General features: G+C 41.4%; 24 protein-coding genes and 1 tRNA gene. 15 read left to right on the plus strand and 10 right to left on the minus strand.

Features of this window, described 5'->3' with window-relative positions; all coding sequences use genetic code 11:
- Positions 1-155: 155 nt before the first annotated feature.
- Positions 156-551 carry a c-type cytochrome gene (locus LT679_RS12760; protein WP_232177979.1) on the plus strand — a complete coding sequence of 132 codons (396 nt, stop codon included), beginning with the start codon at positions 156-158 and terminating at the stop codon, positions 549-551.
- A 56-nt stretch (positions 552-607) separates the two neighbouring features.
- On the opposite strand, the gene LT679_RS12765 is transcribed toward LT679_RS12760, so the two are convergent.
- A complete protein-coding gene (locus LT679_RS12765) occupies positions 608-988 on the minus strand; it encodes an RNA recognition motif domain-containing protein (protein ID WP_232177980.1) in 381 nt (126 codons plus the stop codon).
- Between the two features lie 172 nt (positions 989-1,160).
- Positions 1,161-3,317: a biosynthetic peptidoglycan transglycosylase gene (locus LT679_RS12770; protein ID WP_232177981.1), complete on the minus strand. Its 2,157-nt coding sequence runs from the start codon at positions 3,315-3,317 to the stop codon at positions 1,161-1,163.
- A 121-nt stretch (positions 3,318-3,438) separates the two neighbouring features.
- Here LT679_RS12770 and LT679_RS12775 point away from each other — a divergent pair, with 121 nt between their 5' ends.
- The 3 genes from LT679_RS12775 (at position 3,439) to LT679_RS12785 (ending at position 5,570) form a co-directional block, all read left to right on the plus strand.
- Positions 3,439-4,530 (plus strand): Mrp/NBP35 family ATP-binding protein, encoded by a 1,092-nt coding sequence (locus LT679_RS12775; RefSeq protein WP_232177982.1) that lies wholly within the window; start codon positions 3,439-3,441, stop codon positions 4,528-4,530.
- A gap of 24 nt (positions 4,531-4,554) precedes the next feature.
- Positions 4,555-4,836 carry a NifU family protein gene (locus tag LT679_RS12780; RefSeq protein ID WP_232177983.1) on the plus strand — a complete coding sequence of 94 codons (282 nt, stop codon included), beginning with the start codon at positions 4,555-4,557 and terminating at the stop codon, positions 4,834-4,836.
- Positions 4,837-4,937: 101 nt separating this feature from the next.
- A complete protein-coding gene (locus LT679_RS12785; RefSeq protein WP_232177984.1) occupies positions 4,938-5,570 on the plus strand; it encodes a peptidase associated/transthyretin-like domain-containing protein in 633 nt (210 codons plus the stop codon).
- A 65-nt stretch (positions 5,571-5,635) separates the two neighbouring features.
- Here the strand turns inward: LT679_RS12785 and LT679_RS12790 are convergent, their stop codons facing one another.
- Genes LT679_RS12790 through LT679_RS12800 form a run of 3 tightly spaced genes read right to left on the minus strand, consistent with a single transcriptional unit; the run spans position 5,636 to position 8,657 of the window.
- Complete coding sequence (locus LT679_RS12790; protein WP_232177985.1) at positions 5,636-6,109, minus strand: gliding motility lipoprotein GldH; 474 nt, start codon at positions 6,107-6,109, stop codon at positions 5,636-5,638.
- Entirely contained in the window at positions 6,106-7,506 is a 1,401-nt protein-coding gene (locus LT679_RS12795; RefSeq protein WP_232177986.1) for a PSP1 domain-containing protein, read from the minus strand. The genes LT679_RS12790 and LT679_RS12795 overlap by 4 nt, the downstream gene beginning before the upstream one ends.
- Positions 7,507-7,508: 2 nt before the next feature.
- Positions 7,509-8,657, minus strand: a complete 1,149-nt coding sequence (locus LT679_RS12800; protein WP_232177987.1) for a DNA polymerase III subunit — start codon at positions 8,655-8,657, stop codon at positions 7,509-7,511.
- A gap of 96 nt (positions 8,658-8,753) precedes the next feature.
- Here LT679_RS12800 and ruvX point away from each other — a divergent pair, with 96 nt between their 5' ends.
- The 9 genes from ruvX (at position 8,754) to LT679_RS12845 (ending at position 15,601) form a co-directional block, all read left to right on the plus strand.
- Positions 8,754-9,161 (plus strand): Holliday junction resolvase RuvX, encoded by a 408-nt coding sequence (ruvX, locus tag LT679_RS12805; RefSeq protein WP_232177988.1) that lies wholly within the window; start codon positions 8,754-8,756, stop codon positions 9,159-9,161.
- 66 nt (positions 9,162-9,227) lie between these two features.
- Positions 9,228-9,869 (plus strand): O-methyltransferase, encoded by a 642-nt coding sequence (locus LT679_RS12810; protein WP_232177989.1) that lies wholly within the window; start codon positions 9,228-9,230, stop codon positions 9,867-9,869.
- A 2-nt stretch (positions 9,870-9,871) separates the two neighbouring features.
- Entirely contained in the window at positions 9,872-10,402 is a 531-nt protein-coding gene (locus tag LT679_RS12815; protein ID WP_232177990.1) for a glycoside hydrolase family 73 protein, read from the plus strand.
- Positions 10,403-10,451: 49 nt separating this feature from the next.
- Entirely contained in the window at positions 10,452-11,285 is an 834-nt protein-coding gene (locus LT679_RS12820) for a glucosaminidase domain-containing protein (protein WP_232177991.1), read from the plus strand.
- A gap of 65 nt (positions 11,286-11,350) precedes the next feature.
- Positions 11,351-12,094 (plus strand): carboxypeptidase-like regulatory domain-containing protein, encoded by a 744-nt coding sequence (locus tag LT679_RS12825; RefSeq protein ID WP_232177992.1) that lies wholly within the window; start codon positions 11,351-11,353, stop codon positions 12,092-12,094.
- Positions 12,091-12,414, plus strand: a complete 324-nt coding sequence (locus LT679_RS12830; RefSeq protein ID WP_232177993.1) for a hypothetical protein — start codon at positions 12,091-12,093, stop codon at positions 12,412-12,414. Before LT679_RS12825 ends, LT679_RS12830 begins: the two co-directional genes overlap by 4 nt.
- Positions 12,353-13,489 carry a DUF3078 domain-containing protein gene (locus tag LT679_RS12835; protein ID WP_232177994.1) on the plus strand — a complete coding sequence of 379 codons (1,137 nt, stop codon included), beginning with the start codon at positions 12,353-12,355 and terminating at the stop codon, positions 13,487-13,489. The genes LT679_RS12830 and LT679_RS12835 overlap by 62 nt, the downstream gene beginning before the upstream one ends.
- A 77-nt stretch (positions 13,490-13,566) precedes the next feature.
- A complete protein-coding gene (gene ffh / locus LT679_RS12840) occupies positions 13,567-14,895 on the plus strand; it encodes a signal recognition particle protein (protein ID WP_232177995.1) in 1,329 nt (442 codons plus the stop codon).
- Positions 14,896-14,977: 82 nt separating this feature from the next.
- On the plus strand, positions 14,978-15,601 hold the full coding sequence (locus LT679_RS12845; RefSeq protein ID WP_232177996.1) for a hypothetical protein: 624 nt from the start codon (positions 14,978-14,980) through the stop codon (positions 15,599-15,601).
- A 121-nt stretch (positions 15,602-15,722) separates the two neighbouring features.
- Here LT679_RS12845 and LT679_RS12850 read toward each other — a convergent pair whose 3' ends face one another.
- The 3 genes from LT679_RS12850 to nadA are packed head-to-tail and all read right to left on the minus strand — an operon-like array spanning position 15,723 to position 18,640.
- Positions 15,723-16,583 carry a hypothetical protein gene (locus tag LT679_RS12850; protein ID WP_232177997.1) on the minus strand — a complete coding sequence of 287 codons (861 nt, stop codon included), beginning with the start codon at positions 16,581-16,583 and terminating at the stop codon, positions 15,723-15,725.
- Positions 16,584-16,595: 12 nt separating this feature from the next.
- Positions 16,596-17,636 (minus strand): thiamine-phosphate kinase, encoded by a 1,041-nt coding sequence (gene thiL / locus LT679_RS12855; protein WP_232177998.1) that lies wholly within the window; start codon positions 17,634-17,636, stop codon positions 16,596-16,598.
- A gap of 11 nt (positions 17,637-17,647) precedes the next feature.
- Complete coding sequence (nadA, locus tag LT679_RS12860; protein WP_232177999.1) at positions 17,648-18,640, minus strand: quinolinate synthase NadA; 993 nt, start codon at positions 18,638-18,640, stop codon at positions 17,648-17,650.
- A 408-nt stretch (positions 18,641-19,048) separates the two neighbouring features.
- Here nadA and nadB point away from each other — a divergent pair, with 408 nt between their 5' ends.
- Positions 19,049-20,641, plus strand: coding sequence for an L-aspartate oxidase (gene nadB, locus LT679_RS12865; RefSeq protein ID WP_232178000.1), 1,593 nt, complete (start codon positions 19,049-19,051; stop codon positions 20,639-20,641).
- Positions 20,642-20,646: 5 nt separating this feature from the next.
- Here the strand turns inward: nadB and LT679_RS12870 are convergent.
- A tRNA-Gly gene (locus LT679_RS12870) sits at positions 20,647-20,719 on the minus strand.
- Positions 20,720-20,772: 53 nt separating this feature from the next.
- Between LT679_RS12870 and LT679_RS12875 the strand changes: the two genes are divergently transcribed.
- On the plus strand, positions 20,773-21,285 hold the full coding sequence (locus LT679_RS12875) for a gamma carbonic anhydrase family protein (protein ID WP_232178001.1): 513 nt from the start codon (positions 20,773-20,775) through the stop codon (positions 21,283-21,285).
- Here the strand turns inward: LT679_RS12875 and LT679_RS12880 are convergent.
- A complete protein-coding gene (locus tag LT679_RS12880; RefSeq protein WP_232178002.1) occupies positions 21,275-22,834 on the minus strand; it encodes an Ig-like domain-containing protein in 1,560 nt (519 codons plus the stop codon). The two genes, LT679_RS12875 and LT679_RS12880, sit on opposite strands and share 11 nt — an antisense overlap.
- Positions 22,835-23,004: the final 170 nt, after the last annotated feature.

Here is a 23,004-nt window from a genome sequence, read left to right on the forward strand (position 1 = left end):
CAGTCGCCTTTTGGATATAAAATAAGCTGGTGTAGCAATAACACAAAGCCACTATTTAGAACGTTTAAAAATTAGACTATTTTGATGTCACAGAACAATCAAAATCTTATTATTGAGTTTATAAATTGTAAAAAATAAAGCTGAATTATATAAGGATGAAAAAATTATTAGTTATACCCGGAATGATGCTGGCATTATTGCTTGCAACTCCGGCCATAAATAACGCTAACGCGCAAAGCAAGGCAAAAAAGGCCGCTGCTAAAAAACCGGTAGGTGGCAAAGCTACTGCTGCTGAAATTGCCGCAGGTAAGGCACTGATTGCTAAATCTGATTGTTTATCATGCCACAAAACTGACGTAAAGCTGGTTGGTCCGGCTTATATTGATGTGGCCAAGAAATATCCGGCAACTCCTGCTAATTATGCAGCTCTCTCTAAAAAAGTAATTGATGGCGGTTCAGGCGTTTGGGGCCAGATCCCAATGTCGCCGCACCCAAGCCTTGCAGCTGCCGATGCTGATAAGATGGTAAAATACATTCTGTCGCTTAAATAATAAAAGTTAAGCGCAACAAAAAAGGCTTTGAGCAATGCTCAAAGCCTTTTTTATTTTTACTGCCAGCGGTCGCCGCCTCTGTCGCGGTTATAACCACCTTCACGGCTGTAGCCGCCGCCACCGCCACGGTTGTAGCCACCACCGCCACCGCGGTTAAAGCCACCACCGCCTCTGCGATCACCGCCGCCGCTTGGTTTCTTGTTCTCAGCTTGGCTAACGGCTATTGAACGGCCTTTAACTTCGCTTTTATTAAGTGCGTCAATTGCTGTTTGTGCGCTTTCATCATCAGGCATTTCAACAAAACCAAAGCCCTTGCTACGGCCTGTCTCTCTGTCCATAATTAACTTTGCAGAGCTTACTTCGCCAAATGGTTCAAAAAGGGCCCTTAAATCTTCTTCCTGTAACTGGTAAGGAAGGCTTCCTACGAAAATGTTCATTAAATTTTTACTTGTAAAGTGAGTAGTTGAGTTTACTTTGCCTGTTTAGTTGTTTGTTTTATCTATACACCTCAATCCGCCTGTAATATAGGCATTTTATTATTCAGAAATACAAGCATTATTTTTTCCGAAAAAAAATTTATTTCACAGGTAATTGTCAGCGTTTTAAAATTTAAAATAATCCACGTTCACGTAACTCGTCGCGGCGTTCCTTTTCGCGGCGTTTGCGTTCTTTCTTCTCTTCTTTCTCGCGCTGCTTACGTATCTCTGCCGAGTCCGGTTTGTTTTCTTCTTTATCGGTACTATCCTTTTTGCCGCCGCCAAATAAGCGCTGGAAGAAGTTTAGCTTCTTTTCGGGCTCCTCAACCGGCATGGCATCCGGGTTTTGCTGCAGTATGGTACTATCAAGCACAGCGGTAGTATCAACAGGGGCGGCACGGCGCAAGCCTTCGCGCAGCCTTACGTTGTAAAACCCGTAAGCGTTAGTATCTCGTGCTACCAACCCTTTGCTTGCCATTAAACGGCCTATGAGGTTAAAGTAGCCATGCAAGCCACGGCGCAAAGTACCATCCGGATTAAAGGCATATAAACCGGCTTTAGGGTTAGGCACAATACTGGCCAGGTAAATACTCTCGCCAAGGGTAAGGTCTGACGGGTTTTTGCCAAAGTAAAAATGCGATGCCTCATGTATACCGTAAATATTTCGGCCCCACTCAATAATATTAAAGTAAACCTCCAACATGCGGTTCTTGGTCATGATGCGGTTATTCTCGATCAGCCAAACAATCAGTATCTCTTCAATTTTGCGCGAAAGCGTTTTGTTACGGCTCAAAAACGCATTTTTAACTAACTGCATTGATATGGTACTGCCGCCACGAACAAACTTCTTCTCCTTAAAATCGGTAACGATTGAGCTGCGGATAGACTGTTCCACAAAGCCGTTATGGCGGTAAAATGAAGGGTCTTCCGCCGTCATTATAGCGTTACGCATGTCGGCAGGTATCCGGTTCAATGGTGTAAACTCCGGGTTTTCCGGCCCGATCAGGTGCGGCCCCATTGGCTTGCCTTTTTCATACGGCACATAAACAAAGGGTTTATTAAGCTTGGTGAGATCGGCTTTACCGAACTTGAGTATCTTAAAGTCTTCTTTATCCAGTCGCGAATCAAATTTCAGGCTGTCTACCTGGTTTTTGTTCATGTAAAAGTTAAGGGCATAGTTTAATTTACCCGATACCTTCATGCCATCCAGCGATTCGAACATGCCTACCGGGAAAGAATCGAAAAGGTCCTGCGCGTTCATCCAGCCGGTATTTATCTTTAACTCATATATCTTAACCGGGTTAAGCGTGTACTTAATAAACGGATGTGCCTTGATCTTTTTAAAGTGAATGGTCGAGGTGCTATCCAGCGATACATAATTCTCGCCGATAAACACATTGGCGTCAATAGCACCGTTCGGGATAATGATATCTTGTGTGGATAAACCGGCGTGATTGATCAGCAGGTTTTTTGCGCCCCAATAGCTGTAAATACGCGTTTCACTACCGTCTTTTTCCACTTTGGTTAAGCGGGTGGTAATGGTATCAGCATTGAGTTTGGCTTTAAACTTACGTTCGATGATGGGCAGCTCTACCTTTTTACCATCAGCGTACAGCTTTACGTCGATGTCTTTGTCTGAAGCGTGCATTTTACCGGTAAGGTGCCAGGTTGATTCACCGTTGTTTACGTTGATGGTCGATTTCAGGTCGCCGTCATCAATAACAGCGGTTTTGGCAAGTAAACTAACACGGGTTGTATCTTCCTGGTACGAGATGCTGAAGTTTTTCAGGTCGAGGTTCTCCGGAACTTTGTAAAGAACCTGATTAATCAGGCGGTATGATAGATCGGCCAGGTCAACCTTGCCTTTGCTTTCCGTATTTTGCTTTTTCCTTTTAAATAAAAAGTCAAAGTTCTTAACGCCTTTTACGTTGGTCAGGCTTACAAAACCGTCTTCGAGGGTAACGTCAGATAGTTTTACATCGCCCAAAACCAGCGGCATCAGCTTTACATCAACCACCAGTTTTTTTATACGGAGCAGGCTGTCGCGACCATCCGGCACAATCGAGATGTTATTGAAAGCTACCTGGCTAAGCCCTGTAAAATGAGCGGTACCTATTTTTACATCTAAATTATAATCGTTTTTTGCTTTGGCTTTAGCTTTGTAAATAACTTTTTGAAGCAGGGCTTCGCGTTTAGAGTAAGCTACAAAGCCACTAATTACAATTACTATCAGTATACAGGCAAGTACAATTCCGGCTATCCGGATATATCTCGGGTTAAGGCGACGCATCAGTAAATTTTATCCAAAACTAAGTATTTCTTATCCGCTTCAAACGTTAAAGTACAGTAAATTATTTCGGTAACAAAACCAAACCCAAGCGGTTTTCATATTTTTGTGTTAATATATATAAATGACAATTACAAGAGAACAAGTTTTACAAGCCCTTAGCCATGTTGAGGAGCCTGACCTGAAAAAGGACCTGGTTACCCTGAATATGATTCAGGATATACATATTGATGGCAACCGCCTCAGTTTTTCGGTTATACTTACCACGCCGGCCTGCCCGTTAAAGGGACTGATAGAGAATGCCTGCCGTAATGCCATCGGCCACTTCATTAGCAAAGATGTTGAAGTAAATATTAACATGACCTCGCGCGTTACCTCGCAAAAAGATACCGGTGTGCCGGGAGTTAAAAACATCATCGCGGTAGCGTCAGGTAAGGGTGGCGTAGGCAAATCAACCGTTGCGGTTAACCTGGCTTTAGGGCTGGCAAAATCAGGCGCTAAAGTGGGTTTAATTGATGCGGACATCTACGGCCCATCATTGCCTATTATGTTCGGTTTAGAAGGCGCACGGCCAAATGCTACCCAGCAAAATGGTAAAACGCGTATCGAGCCGATTGAAAAATTTGGTTTGAAGTTGTTATCCATAGGCTTCTTTACTGATCCAAACCAACCGGTGCCGTGGCGCGGGCCAATGGTATCAACAGCCGTAAAACAATTGTTTAATGATGCTGACTGGGGCGAACTGGATTACCTCGTGGTTGACCTGCCTCCGGGTACCGGCGATATCCATATCACCATAACACAAACCTTCCCGGTTACGGGCGCTGTTATTGTAACAACCCCGCAAAACGTAGCACTTGCTGACGCCAAAAAGGGTATCGGCATGTTTATGATGGACGCTATCAACGTGCCGGTTTTAGGCGTGGTTGAAAACATGGCCTACTTTACCCCGGCTGAATTGCCTGAAAATAAATACTACATATTTGGACAGGATGGCGGCAAAAATCTGGCAACACAGCTCGATGTGCCGTTTTTAGGGGAGATACCGCTGGTAAAAAGCATCAGCGAATCGGGCGATGCCGGAGTACCGGTAATTTTACAGGATAATACCGTAACCGCTGATGCCTTTATCAAGATGGCCGAGATGGTTGCACAACAGGTATCCATCTACAACGCCCGCGGCGTGGTGGACAAGAATGTTGTAAATAATTATTAACTTTACAGTAATAAAATAATAAAAATGAGTGATTTATTAGATCAGGTTGAGAAAGCGCTGGATACTATTCGTCCGTATCTGGAGGCTGATGGCGGGAACGTATCAATAGAGGAAATTACTCCTGAGCATGTTGTTAAACTAAAACTACTGGGCTCATGCGGTTCATGCCCAATGAGCATCATGACCTTGAAAGCCGGCATTGAGCAGGCTATTAAAAAGGCCGTGCCTGAAATTACTGCTGTTGAAGCCATCAATTTAACCGATATTGATGATCCTAACGCTGTGCTGCCTGAAAACCTGCGTTAATTGTTAAGTATTGTTAAAACATACCCGCTTTACAAAAAAGCGGATATTTTTGACCATCAATTAAACCTTTTGGCATAAAAGTGGTAAAATAATAAGTGCAGATGAAGTATTTGATCGGGATATTATTTTTAATGTTTACCACTGCTGCCCTCGCGCAGCAGCAAGAGCGTCCGTTGGTTCAGTTTTCAGGTGTTACCTTTAATGCTGATAGTACGAGCATTGCCGTACCTTATGTAACGGTGACTAATTTGTCGAACGGAAAATCAGCCAGCTCATCTAACTATAAAGGTTACTTTTCCTTCGTTGCTCATGAGGGAGATAGCCTGCGTTTTACATCTGTTGGTTATGCCCCTATGGTGGTAGTTATACCTGCTGATGCCAATAAAAGCTATACGGTAAAAGTACCCTTGAAGCCGCAGATTGTAAACCTGCCTACATTCCGGGTATTCCCGTGGGCTACTACAGATGAATTCAGGAAAGACTTTTTGGCTATGAAGATAGCTGATGACGATTTGGAAGTAGCGAAAAAGAATGTGAGCCGGTCATCACTAATGGCTTTACAAAATACGCTTGCCCGCGACGGTCGCGAAATACAAACCGCCAACGCCGGTGCTATGCATACACGTATACTTAATCAGAACTCGCTGCAGCCTAATCCCCTGCTTAACCCGCTGGCCTGGGGCAGTTTGATTAAACAGATATCTGACGGCGATAAAAGCCGTTCAAGTAATTAAAAAAGAAAAAGCAGCTGATACAGCTGCTTTTTCTTTTTTTCGACTACCTTTTAATTGATATCGGATTATTTCGCCTTCTCCACACACAGCCCCGCATCGCTAATTTCACGTAGCGGGTTATCCCGCATATTTTGTTCTATTTCGACATGATAAACGCCTTTTTCGGGAAATTTATGGCCTTTAAGTAATACAAAACGATAGCTATACAAATTGCCCGATCCTGCACCCAGCCATTCGCCATCAGGTTTAGCCAGTTTAAATTCATACCGGGTTGCCTGCGCTTTTTTTCCATGCCCCGCCCGGCGGAATATGATGAAAATATTAGAGTACTTATAATCGCCGGTAACGCGCAAGTTCAGGTAGATATTATAAAGCAGGGCAGCGTCGTCAATCTTTACATCATATTTTAATGGGTCTGTATACGCCCAGTTATGATTAGGGATGGCCTTATTTTCATCAAGCACTGTATTAGGATTTGCGCATGATGAAAATAAGGCTGTTATAGCGGTAAGCGTTAATAAATATTTCAGCTTTTTCACTGCTCTCTGCCTGGTTGTTGACTATTTTGATTACCACTGTTAGGCCGATGCCTGTGGCGCCTGTTGTTATTCCCTTTACTGCCTTCAACTTTTACAGCGGTGCCATTATTATTGCCCTGCTGCTGGTTGTTGGGCTGCTGCGGTTTACTATTAGGCTGTTTATTTTGCGGCTGCCTCTGCTGCCCTTGTTGCTGGGGTTTTGGCTGCTGTTGTTGAGCTCTTTGTTGCTGAGGCTGTGCGTTATTGTTGTCGCCGGTTGGCTTATTGCCCTTATTACGGTTCTTATTATTATTCTTTTTCTTTTTAGCGCGTTCGTCAAGGCGGGTAAGGCTGTCCTGCCCAACTACGTTTTCGTAATCGAGTGCCTTTGCCGGTTTGGTTTCAACTTCCTCTTCCTGTACAATATCATCAGGGAAGATGCCTTCTTTATTTAGCTTTTGTATCTCTTTTACTTTAGTTATCTCTAACGGAATCCACGATTCGGCATTAGGATAACTGAACCACATCAGCTTTTTAAATATATCCGTTTTTTGCAAACGGGCATCGCCAACCTTGGTTTTCAGGACATGCACATCATCAGGAATGCCTTTAAGAGCATCCATATAGGTATCCAACTCGTAGTTGAGGCAGCATTTCAGTTTACCGCATTGCCCGGCCAGTTTTAGTGTATTTAATGATAAGTTTTGGTAACGCGCCGCGGCAGTTGACACGGTTTTAAAATCAGTTAACCAAGTTGAGCAGCATAATTCGCGCCCGCATGATCCGATACCACCCAGGCGGCTTGCTTCCTGGCGCATACCAATCTGGCGCATCTCAATACGTATCCTGAAAGCCTCGGCCATTTTTTTGATAAGCTCCCTGAAATCAACACGTCCTTCAGCAGTATAATAGAATGTGGCCTTGGTTTTATCGCCCTGGTAATCCACATCACTTATCTTCATGCTCAGGTTTAAATCCAACGCCAGCTTGCGCGAGCGGTGCATGGTTTCCCATTCCAGGTCTTTAGCCGCCTTCCACTTGTCTACATCAGCAGCGGTGGCACGGCGATATATTTTTTTTACCACATCGGCCTCCTTAACATGGCGTTTTACCATTTGCATGCGAACCAGTTCGCCGGTTAACGATACATGGCCAATGTCATATCCGCCGGTGGTGGTTTCAACCGCTACCAGTTCACCCGCCTCAAGGTAAATGTTATCAACGTTCTTATAGAATTCCTTACGCGAACCTTTGAACTTTATTTCGATGATTGAGAATGGTTTATAATTTGCCGGCATGTCCATATGCGACAGCCAGTCGTAAACATCTAATTTGCTGCAACCATTAGTAAGGCATGAGCCATTACTTTTGCAGCCCGCAGGTGTACAACCACCTGATGAGCAACTTCCGCATCCCATAGTTATTTCGGTATATATTGTGTTCGCCCCTGGCGAATCGTTTTATAATGTAATATTGTTATAATCTGCAAAGATACATCTAAAAATAAAATTTTAGGGTTGGCGTTCCGTTCCACATGGTAGTGTGCGGTTTCCAGCTCACTGCTTATGGCTTCGGTAGCCTCAATGCTCATTACTTTAATCATTTTTTGCGCCGTGTCAAACTCGCTTGCAGGCAAATGCACCAGATTAGGGGCACCGGCCAGCAGCAGGCAACACTCGCGTATAAAGTTTATGCCGTAGCGTAAAAAGTTTTTTTGATTTTCGCGCCCCAGCTTTGCCAGTTGCTCTACAAAGGCAACCACCTCAATACCTTTGTTGCTGTAGCACATACGTAGCCATTGTATAAACTGGCTGTGATAGTTGCTGGCATCGTGCTGTAACATGCTTAAAGCTTCGGCCATATTGCCGTTGCTCAGATAAGCCATTTCAGCGGCTGTAGCCTCGGGCTGACCGCGTTCGTTAAGCAAATAAGCTTTTATATCATTATACTCCAGTGGTGGTATTTTTACCAGTTGCGTGCGCGATAGAATGGTGTTCAGTATCTGATCCTGATTTTGCGCCACCAGTAAAAACAAGGTGTTGGGCTGCGGCTCTTCAATTATTTTAAGCAACGCATTACCTTCCTTATCCAGATACTCAGGCAACCACAGGATCAATATCTTATACTCCGACTCAAAAGGTTTTAAGCTGAGTTTTTTAATAATCTGATGGCACTCGGCTATGTTGATGTTGGCTTGCTTGTTCTCGGCATCAAGGTAGCCTCGCCAGGCATCCAGGCTTAAATAGATATTAGCCTCAATAGCCTCACGCCATTGCTCAATAAAGGTAATAGCGGTATCATCCTTATGCTTAGCGAAAAAAGGGTAGGAGAAATGCAGATCCGGGTGCATCAGTTTTTGATATTTTCTGCATGAAGCGCAAACACCACATGAATCGTCGGCCTGCCTGTCTTCGCACGACAAATATTGTGCGTAGGCAACAGCGAGCGCCAAACTGCCTGATCCTTCCGGACCTAAAAACAGTTGCGCATGGCTCACCCGGTTCTCATTTACCGAGTTAATTAAACGCTGCTTTACGGCATGCTGGCCAACAATTTCACTAAACCGCATTGGTGCAAGATAGTGAATTGATGTGAGTATTAACATATGTGATTTTAGTTAAGCAGCTATATACCGTACCTTTGGCCCAACTTATAAAGCTACAAAATGAGGTTAATGGCATTTGATTACGGCACCAAACGCATAGGCATAGCAGTAACCGATCCGTTGCAAATCATCGCTACCGGGTTGGATACCGTACACCCGATGCACATTATAGACTACCTGAAAAAATACCTGCAAACCGCGCAGGTGGAACGCTTTATTGTAGGCGAACCCAAGCAGATGGACAACACGCCATCGCAATCGGCCATACATGTAAAAGGCTTTGTTAACCTGCTGAAAAAGACTTTCCCTGAAATACCTGTCGAAATGTTGGATGAGCGCTTTACCTCAAAAATGGCCTCTGCAGTAATAGCCCAAAGCGGCATGGGTAAAAAGGCCCGGCAGAATAAGGAGTTGGTGGACACGGTGTCGGCGGTGATATTGTTGCAATCTTATATGTCGAGAGCTTAATTAGCTACTATTCTCTGCCGAAAATCCTAAAATCAATTAATCCCACAAATCAAGGTTTAAGACAAAATGGAAATATTCAATCCCTCGCTAATCAATTATCTCGAAAACCACACCGACAATGAGCCTGAAGCACTAAAAAAAATTAATCGCAACACACATTTAAAGGTGTTAAAACCCAATATGCTAAGCGGGCATTACCAGGGCAGACTGTTGAGCATGCTAAGTAAAATGATGCAGCCTAAACTGATTGTGGAATTAGGAACTTACACCGGATATTCGGCAATATGCCTTGCCGAGGGGCTGGCGGAGGGTGGCATTTTGCACACTATTGAGGTAAATCATGAAATGGAAGAAATGATAAATTCACATTTAAAACTCACAAATGTGGAGAAAAAAATAAATGTCCATTTTGGCGCGGCAGAGCAGATTATAGCACAAAATAATTGGCAAAACATTGATATAGTGTTTATTGATGCGGATAAGAAAAATAATTTTACTTACTTTGAACTTTTAATTGATAAAGTCAGATCCGGAGGATTGCTAATTATTGATAATGTTTTGTGGAAAGGGAAAGTGTATGATGCACATCAAAACGATGCCGACACAGAGAGCTTCCGCAAACTAAATGAGCAGATAGCTGTTGACACAAGGGTTGAAAAATTAATTCTGCCCGTACGTGATGGCTTGTTGCTCATCAGAAAAAAGTAATTATGAAGAAACTCTTATTCGTTACACTGTTCTCAATTTTCTCAATTGCGTCATTCGCGCAAAATACTTCACAATCGTACATAGAACAGTTCAAAGATAATGCCATAAGCATTATGCACGAAACAGGCATACCGGCCAGCATTATTATGGCCGTAGCCATGCATGAATCAGGTAATGGTAACTCTACCATCGCTAAAAAACTAAACAATCAGTTTGGAATAAAGGGCAGTACCCGTACAGTTTACTATAAAAAGAAACGTAAAGTACGCACCAGCTACAAAAAATACGATTCTGTACTTGAATCATTTAATGATTTCGCCCGCGTACTTACGCAGCGTAAACAATTCAGTCATTTGGGTGATAAACTTACCCAGCATGATTACAAAGGTTGGGCAAAAGGCATACAACGCAGCGGCTATTGCAGCAGTAAAAAATGGTCATCACAAGTTATCGGTATCATTAAAAGATACGGATTGAACGAGCTTGATAGCGTGCCCGAGCCTAAGCAGCTTGCCCAAAATACCGAAAAATAAAAAATACTTTAATTTTGGCCCATTCGTTAGCCATTACTAAAGTACCCGTATGCGTAAAATTCTTCTACTATTTATAGTTGCCGCTATAGCATTGTCCTCATGTTCGTCCCGTAAAAAAGGGATAAGCAACAGGCAGGCCCGTAAAAATAACAAGAGCATACAAAAGGCTAATAAGGATGCTATTTTAAATTATAGCAATTATACTCCCCAACAATACATTGAGCGATTTAAAGGTATAGCCATTACCGAGATGAATTTGTATGGCATCCCTGCCAGTATTACCCTGGCGCAAGGCATGTTCGAGTCGGGCAATGGTAATGGCGAGCTGGCCAAGGTAGCCAATAATCACTTCGGTATTAAATGTACCGGCGACTGGGGCGGTAAAGGCTATTATAAAGACGACGATAATGCCAATGATTGCTTCCGGGTTTATAATAATCCGGAGGACTCCTTCCGCGATCATTCAGAATTTCTTAAGAAAAAGCGTTATGCGAAGTTGTTCGAGCTTGAAAAAAATGATTACGAAGGTTGGGCATATGGCTTAAAAGCCGCCGGATATGCCACAAATCCGCGCTACCCGCAATTGTTGATCAGTGTTATCAAACGTTACAATCTGGATCAGTTTGATCGCCCGGAAACCGAAATTCAAAAAATAAAAAGGGAGGACCGAGTATTAGCTGATATCAACAATAATATTAACCAACCCGTTACCGATAGTGTAGCCAAAGATACCCCGGTTGATAAAACTTATATTGTAAAACAGGGCGATACACTTTACAATATATCCAAGCGTTTTTCATTAACAGTTGACCAGTTAAAAACCCTTAACAACATTACGGATGATGGCATAAAAATTGGCCAAAAACTGGTAGTTATTCCGTAACTTACTGTTAATATCTGTTAAAAATGCGTTTCCAGACTATACAAATGGTTAGTTTTAAAGCTGTAATGAAAATATGGCTTTTGGTGCTGCCTTTGTTTATAGGTGCAGGTGCTTATGCGCAGGATAAAAAGGTTGAGGGTATTGTGTTTGATAAGGGGGCTAATGACCGTATTGCCAAGGTAAACATTCGTAATATTGATAACGGGCAAGCTGTTTACAATAATTTAAAAGGCGAGTTTAGTATAGATGCATCTATTGGTGATCGTTTGGTTTTTTCAAAGGAGGGTTATTTTATTGATACCGTTAAAATAACCGACAAAAAATCATTAGCTGTTAACTTACGGACAACCGGCATTCAATTACAGGAAGTACGTATCAATGATAAGTTGATAAACCCTGAAAAATGGATGGCCGCTACCCGCCGAGATTATACGCGTTTATACGGCCCATCATCAAACCCCGATTTGCTCACAACTTCACCATACGGCATGGGTGCCGGCATTGGTATTGATGCCCTTTATAACGCGCTTAGCCGCAGCGGCCGCAATGCTGAAAAACTTAAAGAGGTTATTGAGCGCGATTACCATCAAAATGTGATTGATTACCGTTTTAACCGCACCTTTGTAAGCAACGTAACCGGCCTCAAAGACGATCAACTGACGGATTTTATGCAAAAATATCGCCCCGGCTACTACCTTGTTACTACCGCGAGTGATTACGAGTTTGTAAAGTATGTGCGCAACAGCTATAAAAGGTATATGCGCAACCCGGGTAATTTTACCGTATCGCCGCTTGAACCCAGCAAATGAGGTACCCTGTAATTGTAGTAAAAAAATTGCGCGTTACCGGCATGGCCCTTTACCCGTTTATATTAGTTAACCATAAAAACGCGGCGAATGATAGAGTGATCATACATCACGAGATGATCCACATTAAACAACAGCAGGAAATGCTCGTTATATTTTTTTACATTGCCTATCTGTTTAATTATCTTCTTAATTTGATAAAATATCGCAATCATTACCAGGCCTATAAAAACATCGTATTTGAGCGCGAAGCATATCAAAATGAAGAAAACCTCGTTTATGCTAAAAATCGCGGCTTTTGGTGGTGGCGTTTCTATTTATAAACAAATAACTAAATTTGGCCCAACCGCAATAGGCGGTGCTGTTAAACGGTTATCTATGATTAAAAAAGTACCCGCATTAATTATCATCGGCCTATGCCTGGCAACCGGCGTATTTGCACAAACAGACAGTGTTAAAACCGATAGCGCCAAGGTTGATACATTTAAGGTAGATACCAACCTGATCAACAGGTATCGTATTGAGCCGCGTAAAAACGCGTTGCCATTACGCATAAGGCCAATGCAGTTGCAACCGGAATACATACCGGTAAATATGCCTGATTATGAAATTAAGCGCTGGCGAAAATGGTTTACAGTAGCTATCAACTTCAACCAATCGGCATTCAGCAGTAACTGGGCCGCGGGTGGTGTAAGTGCTGTTGCGGTAGGTACCAACATTATTTACCGAACGGAGTACAATAAATCGCCATTTATATACACGGCAGAAGTTAACTTTCTATACGGACGGTCAAAAAACAAGGGGCAGGGCGCTCGTAAAACAAACGACCGTATTTTTATTGATAACAAACTATCCACCAAATTATCACAAAACTGGTATCTGTTCGGCTCATTAAGTTTGGAGTCGCAGGTTGATAAGGGTTTTCAATACCCTGATCCCAACCCGCCGATATTGATCTCTAAATTTATGTCGCCTGGTTATATTACAGAATCATTCGGTTTGGAGTACAAACCATCGCGGTTTTTTGATCTACGTATAGGTACCGGTACGGCCCGCCAAACCTTAGTGCTCGATACCACCATATACCGTACCCAACCCGGTAATTATGGTGTACCTATAGGCAAAACCATACGTAACGAGCTCGCATTCCAGGCCATTGCTTTATTTGACAAGGATATCATGCAAAACCTGCACCTGAATTGGCGTTACGCGCTATTCATTCCATACGGCAGGCCAATAGCTTATACCAACCACCGTTTAGATGCCACCTTACTGGCACGCGTGAATAAGCTGATAAACGTAACCATTAACGGCACGGTACTTTACAATAAAGATACCTCAAATGATATCCAGGCTACCGAGGGTTTGGCTTTGGGCATATTATATAAATTCCCATAAATAAGGGTATAATATAAGCCACACATAACTCACAACTAATTGTTAACTTTGCAACCTCAAAAACAGAGGTATACACAATGTTTGAAAATCTTTCGGATAAATTAGACAGGGCGTTTAAAGTCCTGAAGGGACAGGGATCGATCACCGAAATAAATGTGGCCGAAACCATGAAGGAAATACGTAAAGCCCTTCTGGATGCCGACGTAAACTATAAAACAGCCAAAGCCTTTACTGACGAGGTAAAACAAAAAGCGCTGGGCGAAAATGTGTTGACCACTATATCGCCGGGGCAGTTGCTTACCAAGATCATGAACGATGAGCTGACCGCCTTAATGGGTGGTACAGCTACAGATATCAGCTTCCCGGCTACGCCAACTATTATATTGATAGCTGGTTTGAACGGTGCGGGTAAAACCACCTTTACCGGTAAGCTGGCCAACTTCCTTAAAACGCAAAAAAACAAAAAACCTTTACTGGTTGCCGGCGACGTTTACCGCCCCGCGGCTATTGATCAGTTGCAGGTTTTAGGTGAGCAAATAGGTGTTCCGGTTTATGCTAACCTGGAATCTAAAGATCCTATTGGCATAGCTAAAGAGGGTATAGCCCTGGCTAAGCAGCAAGGCAATAACGTAGTAATTATTGATACCGCCGGCCGTTTAGCTATTGACGAGGCCATGATGGTGGAGATAGATCAGGTTAAAGCCGCTACTAATCCGCATGAGATATTGTTCGTGGTGGATTCCATGACCGGCCAGGACGCGGTAAATACAGCCAAAACTTTTAATGACAGGCTTGACTTTACCGGCGTTGTATTAACCAAGCTTGATGGTGATACCCGTGGTGGTGCTGCACTTTCAATTAAATCGGTAGTAAACAAGCCTATCAAATTTATAGGTACGGGCGAAAAGATGGAAGCGCTGGACGTTTTCCATCCTGACCGTATGGCCTCGCGTATTTTAGGTATGGGCGACGTGGTATCACTGGTTGAACGCGCGCAACAGCAGTTTGACGAGAAACAAGCCGCCGAGCTTCAGAAAAAAATACGTAAGAACAAGTTTGACTTTAACGATTTTTATAGCCAGATACAGCAGATCAAAAAAATGGGTAATATGAAGGATCTGATGGGTATGATACCGGGCGTAGGTAAAATGATGAAGGACGTTGAGGTTGATGATAATGCTTTTAAAGCAGTTGAAGCCATCATACAATCTATGACACCGTTTGAGAAGGAAAACCCCGACAGCATTAACCAAAGCCGCCGTACACGTATAGCCAAAGGCTCGGGTACTGACATTGGCGAGGTGAACAGGCTGATAAAACAGTTTGAAGATATGCGTAAGGTGATGAAACAAATGAGCAACCCGGCAGCCATGGCCAACATGATGCGCCGGATGCCGAAAATGTAAGATTAAAATACTTTATAAGAAAGCCGCTTAATTAAGCGGCTTTCTTATTTCAGCATGATAAATATAAATACTGTCACATAACATGATAAAAGTTTTAATAATAGCCGCCATTATTTTAATAATTGCATTCGCACTTAAATACCTTGCTTCACAAAAAAACAACACGCTAAACTATAAACGGCCTGGCCCTGCTACCAAGCCAGCAGTTTTAAAAGAAAATGATAAGATTATTATTATCAACAACGCCTCTATAGACGATGTACGGGAGGCGATCACTGATTTTTGCAAGACATATAACAATGAATCATATACCGCTATTTTGCGCTTGACACAAATTGGCAATAATAAATTTTCAATTACCTTTCCATATGATATCGACTTTACTACATTTTGTTTCGCTGTAAACTACTTTGAATATCCAACAGATATTAAATGGAATGCAGATGTTCGGGCATGGGCTACAACAAAAAGTAATGACGAATGGATAACTGAAAAAAGTGCCAATAAAAAGGTGATGCTTTATATCCCGGCTTTAGATAAAGAATATGACAATGTTTTTTTAACTACTCAGGATAATATTGGCTATAAATTAGGTTTTGCTGGAGGTAAAGAAATTAAACTACTTGACACACCAGAAAAAAGTTACGAACATCCAGCTATTAAGATACATGATATAGTTAAATTAAAGTTTGAAGATTTCGGCTAATCTTCAAACTTTAATTATTGTCGATGATTTTCAATCCTTGCACAGCAAACATATATATTACCAGTTCCGCTTATCAATTGCAGTCTGCTAAACAATCAGTAACATATTTTGATATGAGCTATTAATTTACTCCGTTTGAAATTTTCATGTCGTAAACGCTATTCATTTTTGCGTCACCTTTCATGGTAACATCATTCATATTCATACTATACGAAAAAGCAAAATCCTGCGTCATGTTTGTAAAAAATTGATCTTTAATAGAATACTGCATTTTACCTGTTCCGCTTCCCTTCATTTTCATTGCAGATGGCTGAGCATTCATATCCACCGAGGTATTTAAAATAAGATCACAATAAGCTATACCATTTTTTATGTCAGTAACTTTATAATTCACCTTAATCATCATTTGCATATTGCTTCCGTTTACAGGCATTGACATGGGCACCTCCATCATAAATGATTCGCCTACCGCAATCGGTTTATCAGGAAACTTGAGTTGACTGGTTATATCATTCAATGTTTTAGCAAACATGATCTTTCTGGCTTCATCAATATTCTTTCCTGGGACTGAGTCAATCCTTAGCACGGAATTATCTACACAAGTACCATACACTTTTTGATCCTTAAATTGATTATTAGGTATCGGTAGGGTTTTACCATTCATTGTCGCAGCAACATCGGCCTTGTTATAATTCATCAAAAAAGGTAATGATCCGGCCGTTGTCAGCTTATTATTCGTTTTCATTGTCATTTCCATATCCGCCGTCATATCCATTATGATCGGAAAATCTGTACCGGATCCTTTCGCTTTAGCAACGGAAGCAGAATCCCCGTCCAAATCCATCTTCATGCTCATTTTCATCTGCATGTTAGATAGATAGTTTCGTCCCGGCAGATACTTCAGTTTAAATATTACAGATTTTTGCGCATTGGCAAACAATACTGACACCAGCAGTGATAAGGTTAGGAAGGTTGTTTTCATTTTATATTGATTTTAATTTTTAAAGGCATTCCAGCCCTGTGCGGTCAACTCGTGTACATTGCCGGTTTTGCTGATCAAATTACAGCCTGCAGAAGCTTCGGTAATATGGCCAATGATGGTGAAGTCCATCTTGAACTTTATTTTGTCGTAATCGGCTTGTTTAACGGTAAACAGCAGCTCATAATCCTCGCCGCCACTCAGGGCGCACACGGTAGGGTCGAGGTTAAACTCCCGGGCTGTTTCATAGGTCATAGGGTCGATCGGTATTTTTTCCTCGTAAATATTACAGCCTTTGTCGCTTTGCTTACAAATATGTAATACTTCGGACGCTAATCCGTCAGACACATCGATCATGGCTGTAGGTTTAACATCTATCTCCCTTAATAATTCCACAATATCACGGCGTGCTTCGGGTTTTAATTGCCGTTCAACAATATAATCCTTACCCTCCAGGTCAGGCTGAATGTTTGGGTTTTCCAGGTAAACCAGTTTTTCACGCTCCAGCAATTGCAAGCCCATGTAGGCACCACCTAAGTCACCGGATACACAGATCAGGTCACCTTCTTCAGCTGTATTACGGTAAACTATATCCTTGTCGTCAGCGTAACCAATAGAGGTTACGCTGATCACCAGGCCTTGTTTTGATGACGTAGTATCACCGCCAATAATATCTACATTGTACTTTTCGCAAGCGATGTACATACCTTCATAAAGTTCCTCAACAGCCTCTAAAGGGAATTTGCTCGATAAACCTAATGATACTGTTACCTGGGTAGCTGTGCCATTCATAGCATAAATATCACTCAGGTTTACCTGTATGGCTTTATAGCCTAAATGCTTTAGTGGAGTATACGCCAAATCAAAGTGTATGCCCTCCAAAAGCATATCGGTCGATACCAGTACCTTTTTACCTGCCGGATCAAGCACCGCGGCATCGTCGCCCACGCCCTTTAAGCTTGACGGCTGTTTAAGTTTTATATTTTGAGTAAGGTGTTTTATCAGGCCGAATTCGCCTAACTCCTGTATGTTGGTACGATCTATATTATCAAACATATTATAATAAATTATAGCCCCAGTTGCGCAGATATGACAAGCATACGCTCAATAGGTTTAACTGCATCCTTTATAATATGTTCAGGTACAGTTACTTCTGGTAATTCATTTTTAAGGCACAGGTAAAGCTTTTCAAGCGTATTACGTTTCATGTGCGGACAATCATTACAAGCGCAATTGTTATTAGGCGGTGCCGGAATAAATGTTTTATCCGGGTTTTCCTTCTGCATCTGATGTAATATGCCCGATTCTGTCGCTACAATAAATTCCTTATCAGGGGAATTGGTCGCGTATTTTAATATACCGGTTGTTGAGCCGATATAATCAGCCATTTCCAATATAACTTCCTCGCATTCAGGGTGTGCTAACAGCTTTACACCCTGATGGCGCTCTTTTAGACGGGTTATTTTTTCACGCGAAAAAATTTCGTGCACCATACAGGCACCATTCCATAACACCAGGTCGCGGCCTGTTTTTTTGGCTACGTACGCGCCAAGATTTTTATCAGGCCCGAAGATGATCTTCTGATCTTTCGGCAAGCTTTCTACAATTTGCACCGCATTACTTGATGTACAAACGATATCGCTTAAAGCTTTCAGTTCGGCAGTACAGTTCACATAGGTAATTACCAGATGATCAGGGTATTGCTCCTTGAATTTTTTAAACAGATGCGGCGGGCAACTATCGGCCAGCGAGCAACCTGCTTTAACGTCGGGCAATAATACTTTTTTGCCTGGCGATAATATTTTGGCTGTTTCGGCCATAAAATGCACACCTGCAAACACGATGATGTCAGCATCGGTTTTCGCGGCCTGTTGCGATAAGCCCAAGCTATCTCCAATATAGTCGGCTATATCCTGTATATCGCCGTCCTGATAATAGTGGGCAAGTATGACCGCATTTTTTTGCTTTTTTAATTTTTCAATTTCAGCGAAAAGGTCAAGCGTCGGATCGATCGCTTCCTCCATAAAACCCTTCACATTTATTTCTTCGAAGATATCCATTTCAACAAATCAATAAAAACAACACTTTTTAATATAAGTAAGAAAACTATAGTTTATTAAGCTGTTAGTTTTGTTAAAAACTAATGGTACAAAATGAGCGAAAAGTTGTTTTCACATAGTTATTAACATCTTATTCCAATTAAATTTTATTCAGTGAATTGAAAATTAGATTGGTATGATAAACAAGATTTATTTAATAAACTTTTATGTTAATATTTTCGCTGTGTTAAAAATGTTGAATTCGATGTTTGTAATGCTGATAAGTCCCGCAAAATTTGTCGATCAACAGCGTAAAATTACGGGTTATCCACGTGTTTATAGTTTATTATTTTTTTACTTACACAAAATTAACATGTTTTACCCCGCTTACTAACACAAGTATTACTTTTACACATCTATACATATTATATGACCCGAAATGTGGATTTCCTGGTAATAGGTTCAGGCATCGCCGGACTAAGTTTTGCACTTAAGGCTGCAAAGCATGGTAAGGTACTGATAGTTACAAAGGCAAATGAAGATGAATCAAACACTAAGTATGCCCAGGGCGGTGTTGCGGTGGTTGTGGATAAAAAAGAAGATTCGTTTGAAAAGCACATAAAAGATACCCTTATCGCCGGTGATGGGCTATGTGACCCTGAAGTTGTGGAAATAGTTGTTAAGGAGGGGCCGGAGCGAATTAATGAAATTATTGATTACGGAACCAATTTCGACAAGACAAACGATGGTATTTATGACCTGGCAAAAGAGGGCGGCCACTCTGAATTCAGGGTACTACATTATAAAGACATAACTGGTTTTGAAATAGAACGCGCTTTGTTAGCCCAAATACATCAAAACCCTAATATCGAAATACTTACGCATTATTTTGCCGTAGATTTGATTACACAGCACCATTTAGGTGAGTTTGTGGATAAGTCATCAAAAGACATTACCTGCTACGGTATATATGCTTTTAACACGGAAACCAATGAGGTAGAAAAAATACTGTCAAAGGTTACTGTAATGGCTTCCGGTGGTGCGGGGCATATATATTCAGTAACTACAAATCCTACTATAGCAACCGGTGATGGTGTGGCCATGGTATATCGTGCAAAAGGTAAGGTCCGTAATATGGAGTTCATTCAATTCCATCCAACGGCCTTATATAACCCGGGCGAATATCCTTCCTTTTTAATATCTGAAGCTGTGCGTGGTTTTGGTGGCATATTAAAACGTACCAATGGCGAAGAATTTATGCAGGAGTATGATGAACGTAAATCATTAGCTCCCCGTGATGTGGTTGCACGCGCCATCGATTCTGAGATCAAAAAATCGGGCGAAGATTATGTGTACCTGGATATTCGTCATCGTAGCAAAGCGGATATTATACAGCACTTCCCTAACATATATGCCAAGTGTTTAGATATAGGTTTAGATATGACCCGGGATATGATTCCTGTGGCTCCGGCTTGTCATTATATGTGTGGTGGTATTTCAGTAGATCACGTTGGCCGATCGTCTATATTAAGGTTATATGCCTGCGGCGAATGTTCATCAACAGGTTTACATGGTGCTAATCGTCTCGCATCAAATTCATTATTGGAGGCGCTTGTGTTTGCCCATCGCATATACGAAGATGCAGTTAAATCTTTTGAAACAGCGGTGATTCCGGATACTATACCGGATTGGGATGAAAAAGGTGTACAATTATCAAACGAAGATATATTGGTAACCCATAATGTACGTGAAATGCAAAAGGTTATGAATGATTATGTAGGTATCGTTCGTTCGGATTTCAGGCTGGAAAGGGCGATGCGCCGTTTGGGTCTTTTATATGAAGAAACCGAAGAGTTTTATAAGCGTACCAAGCTATCCATTAAACTTTGTGAGTTGCGTAATTTGATACAGGTATCATACCTTGTTGTAAAATCAGCTACATTACGTAAGGAGAGCAGGGGGCTGCATTATACTACTGATTACCCTGAACATGCTGCTGAATTATATGATACGGTAATATAAGTTTGAGCGAAAAACGGGGTTCGAACCCGCGACCTTCAGTTTGGGAAACTGATGCTCTACCAGCTGAGCTATTTTCGCTTGATAAATCAAACATATAAAATTAATCAGTCAATCAATAAATCAAATTATATATGCCTGTTATTTTGCCTGTAAAAGATAAGTCGCCAAGCTGGGGAAAAGATTGTTTTATTGCCGAAAACAGTACCATTGTTGGTGATGTAACTATGGGCGATAATTGTTCTGTATGGTTTAATGCGGTTGTTAGGGGTGATGTGCATTATATAAAAATAGGTAATAACAGCAATATTCAGGATGGTGCAGTTATTCATGCGACTTATCAAAAAGCGCCTACTAATATTGGTAACAATGTTTCCATTGGGCATAATGCCATAGTGCATGGTTGTACCCTACACGATCATGTATTGGTGGGTATGGGCGCTATTGTAATGGATGATGCGGTGGTAGAACCTTTCGTAATTATAGGGGCAGGTTCAGTGGTTTTAGAGAAAACTATTTGTGAAAGTGGTTATCTATATGCCGGTACGCCCGCAAAAAAAATGAAACCATTAACCGATGAGCAACGGGAATTGCTTATCCGTTTGCCCAATAATTACATTATGTACTCCGATTGGTTTATGGAGTAACAGGTTCTTTCGGAATACTTATGGCTTCCTCTGCATCCCAGTTAGGGCGAAGGGTTATTTCTTTATCATATAACCAGATATTCTCCGGCTGACGGCCTTCTTTCACATTACCGCTATCCCACCGGCCATTCTTATTGGCGTCGTAAATAACTTTAACGTGGTATTTCCCATTAATATAGTTGTTGTATACTACAGATGTGCTTTTGGTAATTACGTCGCTTCTTAAAATGGTTTTTTCATCTCGATATAACTGAATAACGTAGTTTTTATTAGGCTCCGGTACGGTTATTTTTAAGGTAAGTATGCTATAATTTTCAGGCTTATCAATGTCAAATTTTTTACCGGTGGTTTTATTTTTATTACCGAATAAATCCGTCAACGCGTCGTCAGCAAGGGTTACCTGGTAGGTGGCATTTTGTTTCCAACGATATTTCATTGATAATTTTCTCGATGTGCTATCCTTGGTTATATTAAAACCGCTTACAGTAGCAGAATCTTCCTTAAGCGTAATCAACGTACTGTTAATTGTTTCGATAGGTAAATTGGCCGTTATAATCAGATCAGTACCTGGTTTCAGCTTGTTATCGTTACCCGTATTAAAGCTTAGCTTAACTACTTTCTGAAAGCTTTCTTTCCGGTTTTTGCGTAGTACAACCGTATCTAAGGGCTTATTGTTATCTGCCACCTGAATACTTAGCGAGTCGAAATCCATCGTACGCATGTACATGAGTGCCGTATCGCGCTTGCTGCTGTATTCCAGTATCTTTTGATTATCGAGATTAGCAGGATTTAATATTTTTATGGAAGGCTTTTGTAAAGGCTTATTAAATGCAAGTAATACTTTTCCGTCTGTATCAAACCTACGGTCAACAAACCTAAAATTAGTGGGCTCCTGCTGAAATATACGGAGTTGTATGTTCGATGTATCTTTGGTCAGATTAATGGTGTCTTTAATGAAACCTACTAACTCCGCATCATTATCATATATCTTATTGGGCGATGTTTCCTTCAAAGCATAAATACGGTACCTGTCTTCTTTGAGGTTATTCAGACTAAAATTGCCCGATGAATCCGTCAAAGCGAATATGGCCGGCTTTTTCTTTTTGTAAAATGCGGTGTCCTTGCTTAAAGGGTAAAGTAAAACGGCGATATCCTTTTCTTTCTGCTGCGTTTGTGTATTGGTTACCGATCCGCTTATACTCAACGAGTCGATGTGCGGCCCTGTTGAGAATACATACGTGAAATTTTTTAATGCGTTCGATTCGTTTACATCCGCAATCGATTTTCCAAAATTAATTACATAAGTGGTGTTCTTCTGCAAGGTGTCTTTAAAGTCGATCACCAGGCTCGTTCCCCGAATATTATATTCCGGCAGTTTTTCCTGCGCAGGGCTCATGCTTATTTCCTGATACTGATTGCTCAGTTTAAAAAATTCGTCAAACTCCAGTGTAATTTGTTTTGCGTTAAAATTGCGGGTCATATTTGCTGGTGTTGCCTTTACTAACTTAGGAGGAGTGAGGTCTCTGGGCCCGCCTTCCGGTCTTTTCATGTTGGCACAGCTCCACATCAACAAAATGGCTGTTACAAAAGTTAAATTTTTAGTAAAAACAGCTACTTTTTTATTTGACAGCATTTTTAAGGCTTATAAGCGATTTTCTATTTTTTATGAACGCTGATATTAAAAATTAAAATTAACGCCTTATAAGCGAGATTTTATAA

Origin of the sequence: Mucilaginibacter roseus, assembly GCF_021215455.1 — a bacterium.
GTDB lineage: Bacteria > Bacteroidota > Bacteroidia > Sphingobacteriales > Sphingobacteriaceae > Mucilaginibacter > Mucilaginibacter roseus.

Coding starts and splice junctions, on each gene's coding strand:
- LT679_RS12760 (WP_232177979.1), top strand. CDS start 156: ATGAAAAAATTATTAGTTATACCCGGAATGATGCTGGCATTATTGCTT.
- LT679_RS12765 (WP_232177980.1), bottom strand. CDS start 988: ATGAACATTTTCGTAGGAAGCCTTCCTTACCAGTTACAGGAAGAAGAT.
- LT679_RS12770 (WP_232177981.1), bottom strand. CDS start 3,317: ATGCGTCGCCTTAACCCGAGATATATCCGGATAGCCGGAATTGTACTT.
- LT679_RS12775 (WP_232177982.1), top strand. CDS start 3,439: ATGACAATTACAAGAGAACAAGTTTTACAAGCCCTTAGCCATGTTGAG.
- LT679_RS12780 (WP_232177983.1), top strand. CDS start 4,555: ATGAGTGATTTATTAGATCAGGTTGAGAAAGCGCTGGATACTATTCGT.
- LT679_RS12785 (WP_232177984.1), top strand. CDS start 4,938: ATGAAGTATTTGATCGGGATATTATTTTTAATGTTTACCACTGCTGCC.
- LT679_RS12795 (WP_232177986.1), bottom strand. CDS start 7,506: ATGGGATGCGGAAGTTGCTCATCAGGTGGTTGTACACCTGCGGGCTGC.
- LT679_RS12800 (WP_232177987.1), bottom strand. CDS start 8,657: ATGCGGTTTAGTGAAATTGTTGGCCAGCATGCCGTAAAGCAGCGTTTA.
- ruvX (WP_232177988.1), top strand. CDS start 8,754: ATGAGGTTAATGGCATTTGATTACGGCACCAAACGCATAGGCATAGCA.
- LT679_RS12810 (WP_232177989.1), top strand. CDS start 9,228: ATGGAAATATTCAATCCCTCGCTAATCAATTATCTCGAAAACCACACC.
- LT679_RS12815 (WP_232177990.1), top strand. CDS start 9,872: ATGAAGAAACTCTTATTCGTTACACTGTTCTCAATTTTCTCAATTGCG.
- LT679_RS12820 (WP_232177991.1), top strand. CDS start 10,452: ATGCGTAAAATTCTTCTACTATTTATAGTTGCCGCTATAGCATTGTCC.
- LT679_RS12825 (WP_232177992.1), top strand. CDS start 11,351: ATGAAAATATGGCTTTTGGTGCTGCCTTTGTTTATAGGTGCAGGTGCT.
- LT679_RS12830 (WP_232177993.1), top strand. CDS start 12,091: ATGAGGTACCCTGTAATTGTAGTAAAAAAATTGCGCGTTACCGGCATG.
- LT679_RS12835 (WP_232177994.1), top strand. CDS start 12,353: ATGAAGAAAACCTCGTTTATGCTAAAAATCGCGGCTTTTGGTGGTGGC.
- ffh (WP_232177995.1), top strand. CDS start 13,567: ATGTTTGAAAATCTTTCGGATAAATTAGACAGGGCGTTTAAAGTCCTG.
- LT679_RS12845 (WP_232177996.1), top strand. CDS start 14,978: ATGATAAAAGTTTTAATAATAGCCGCCATTATTTTAATAATTGCATTC.
- LT679_RS12850 (WP_232177997.1), bottom strand. CDS start 16,583: ATGAAAACAACCTTCCTAACCTTATCACTGCTGGTGTCAGTATTGTTT.
- thiL (WP_232177998.1), bottom strand. CDS start 17,636: ATGTTTGATAATATAGATCGTACCAACATACAGGAGTTAGGCGAATTC.
- nadA (WP_232177999.1), bottom strand. CDS start 18,640: ATGGATATCTTCGAAGAAATAAATGTGAAGGGTTTTATGGAGGAAGCG.
- nadB (WP_232178000.1), top strand. CDS start 19,049: ATGACCCGAAATGTGGATTTCCTGGTAATAGGTTCAGGCATCGCCGGA.
- LT679_RS12875 (WP_232178001.1), top strand. CDS start 20,773: ATGCCTGTTATTTTGCCTGTAAAAGATAAGTCGCCAAGCTGGGGAAAA.
- LT679_RS12880 (WP_232178002.1), bottom strand. CDS start 22,834: ATGAAAAGACCGGAAGGCGGGCCCAGAGACCTCACTCCTCCTAAGTTA.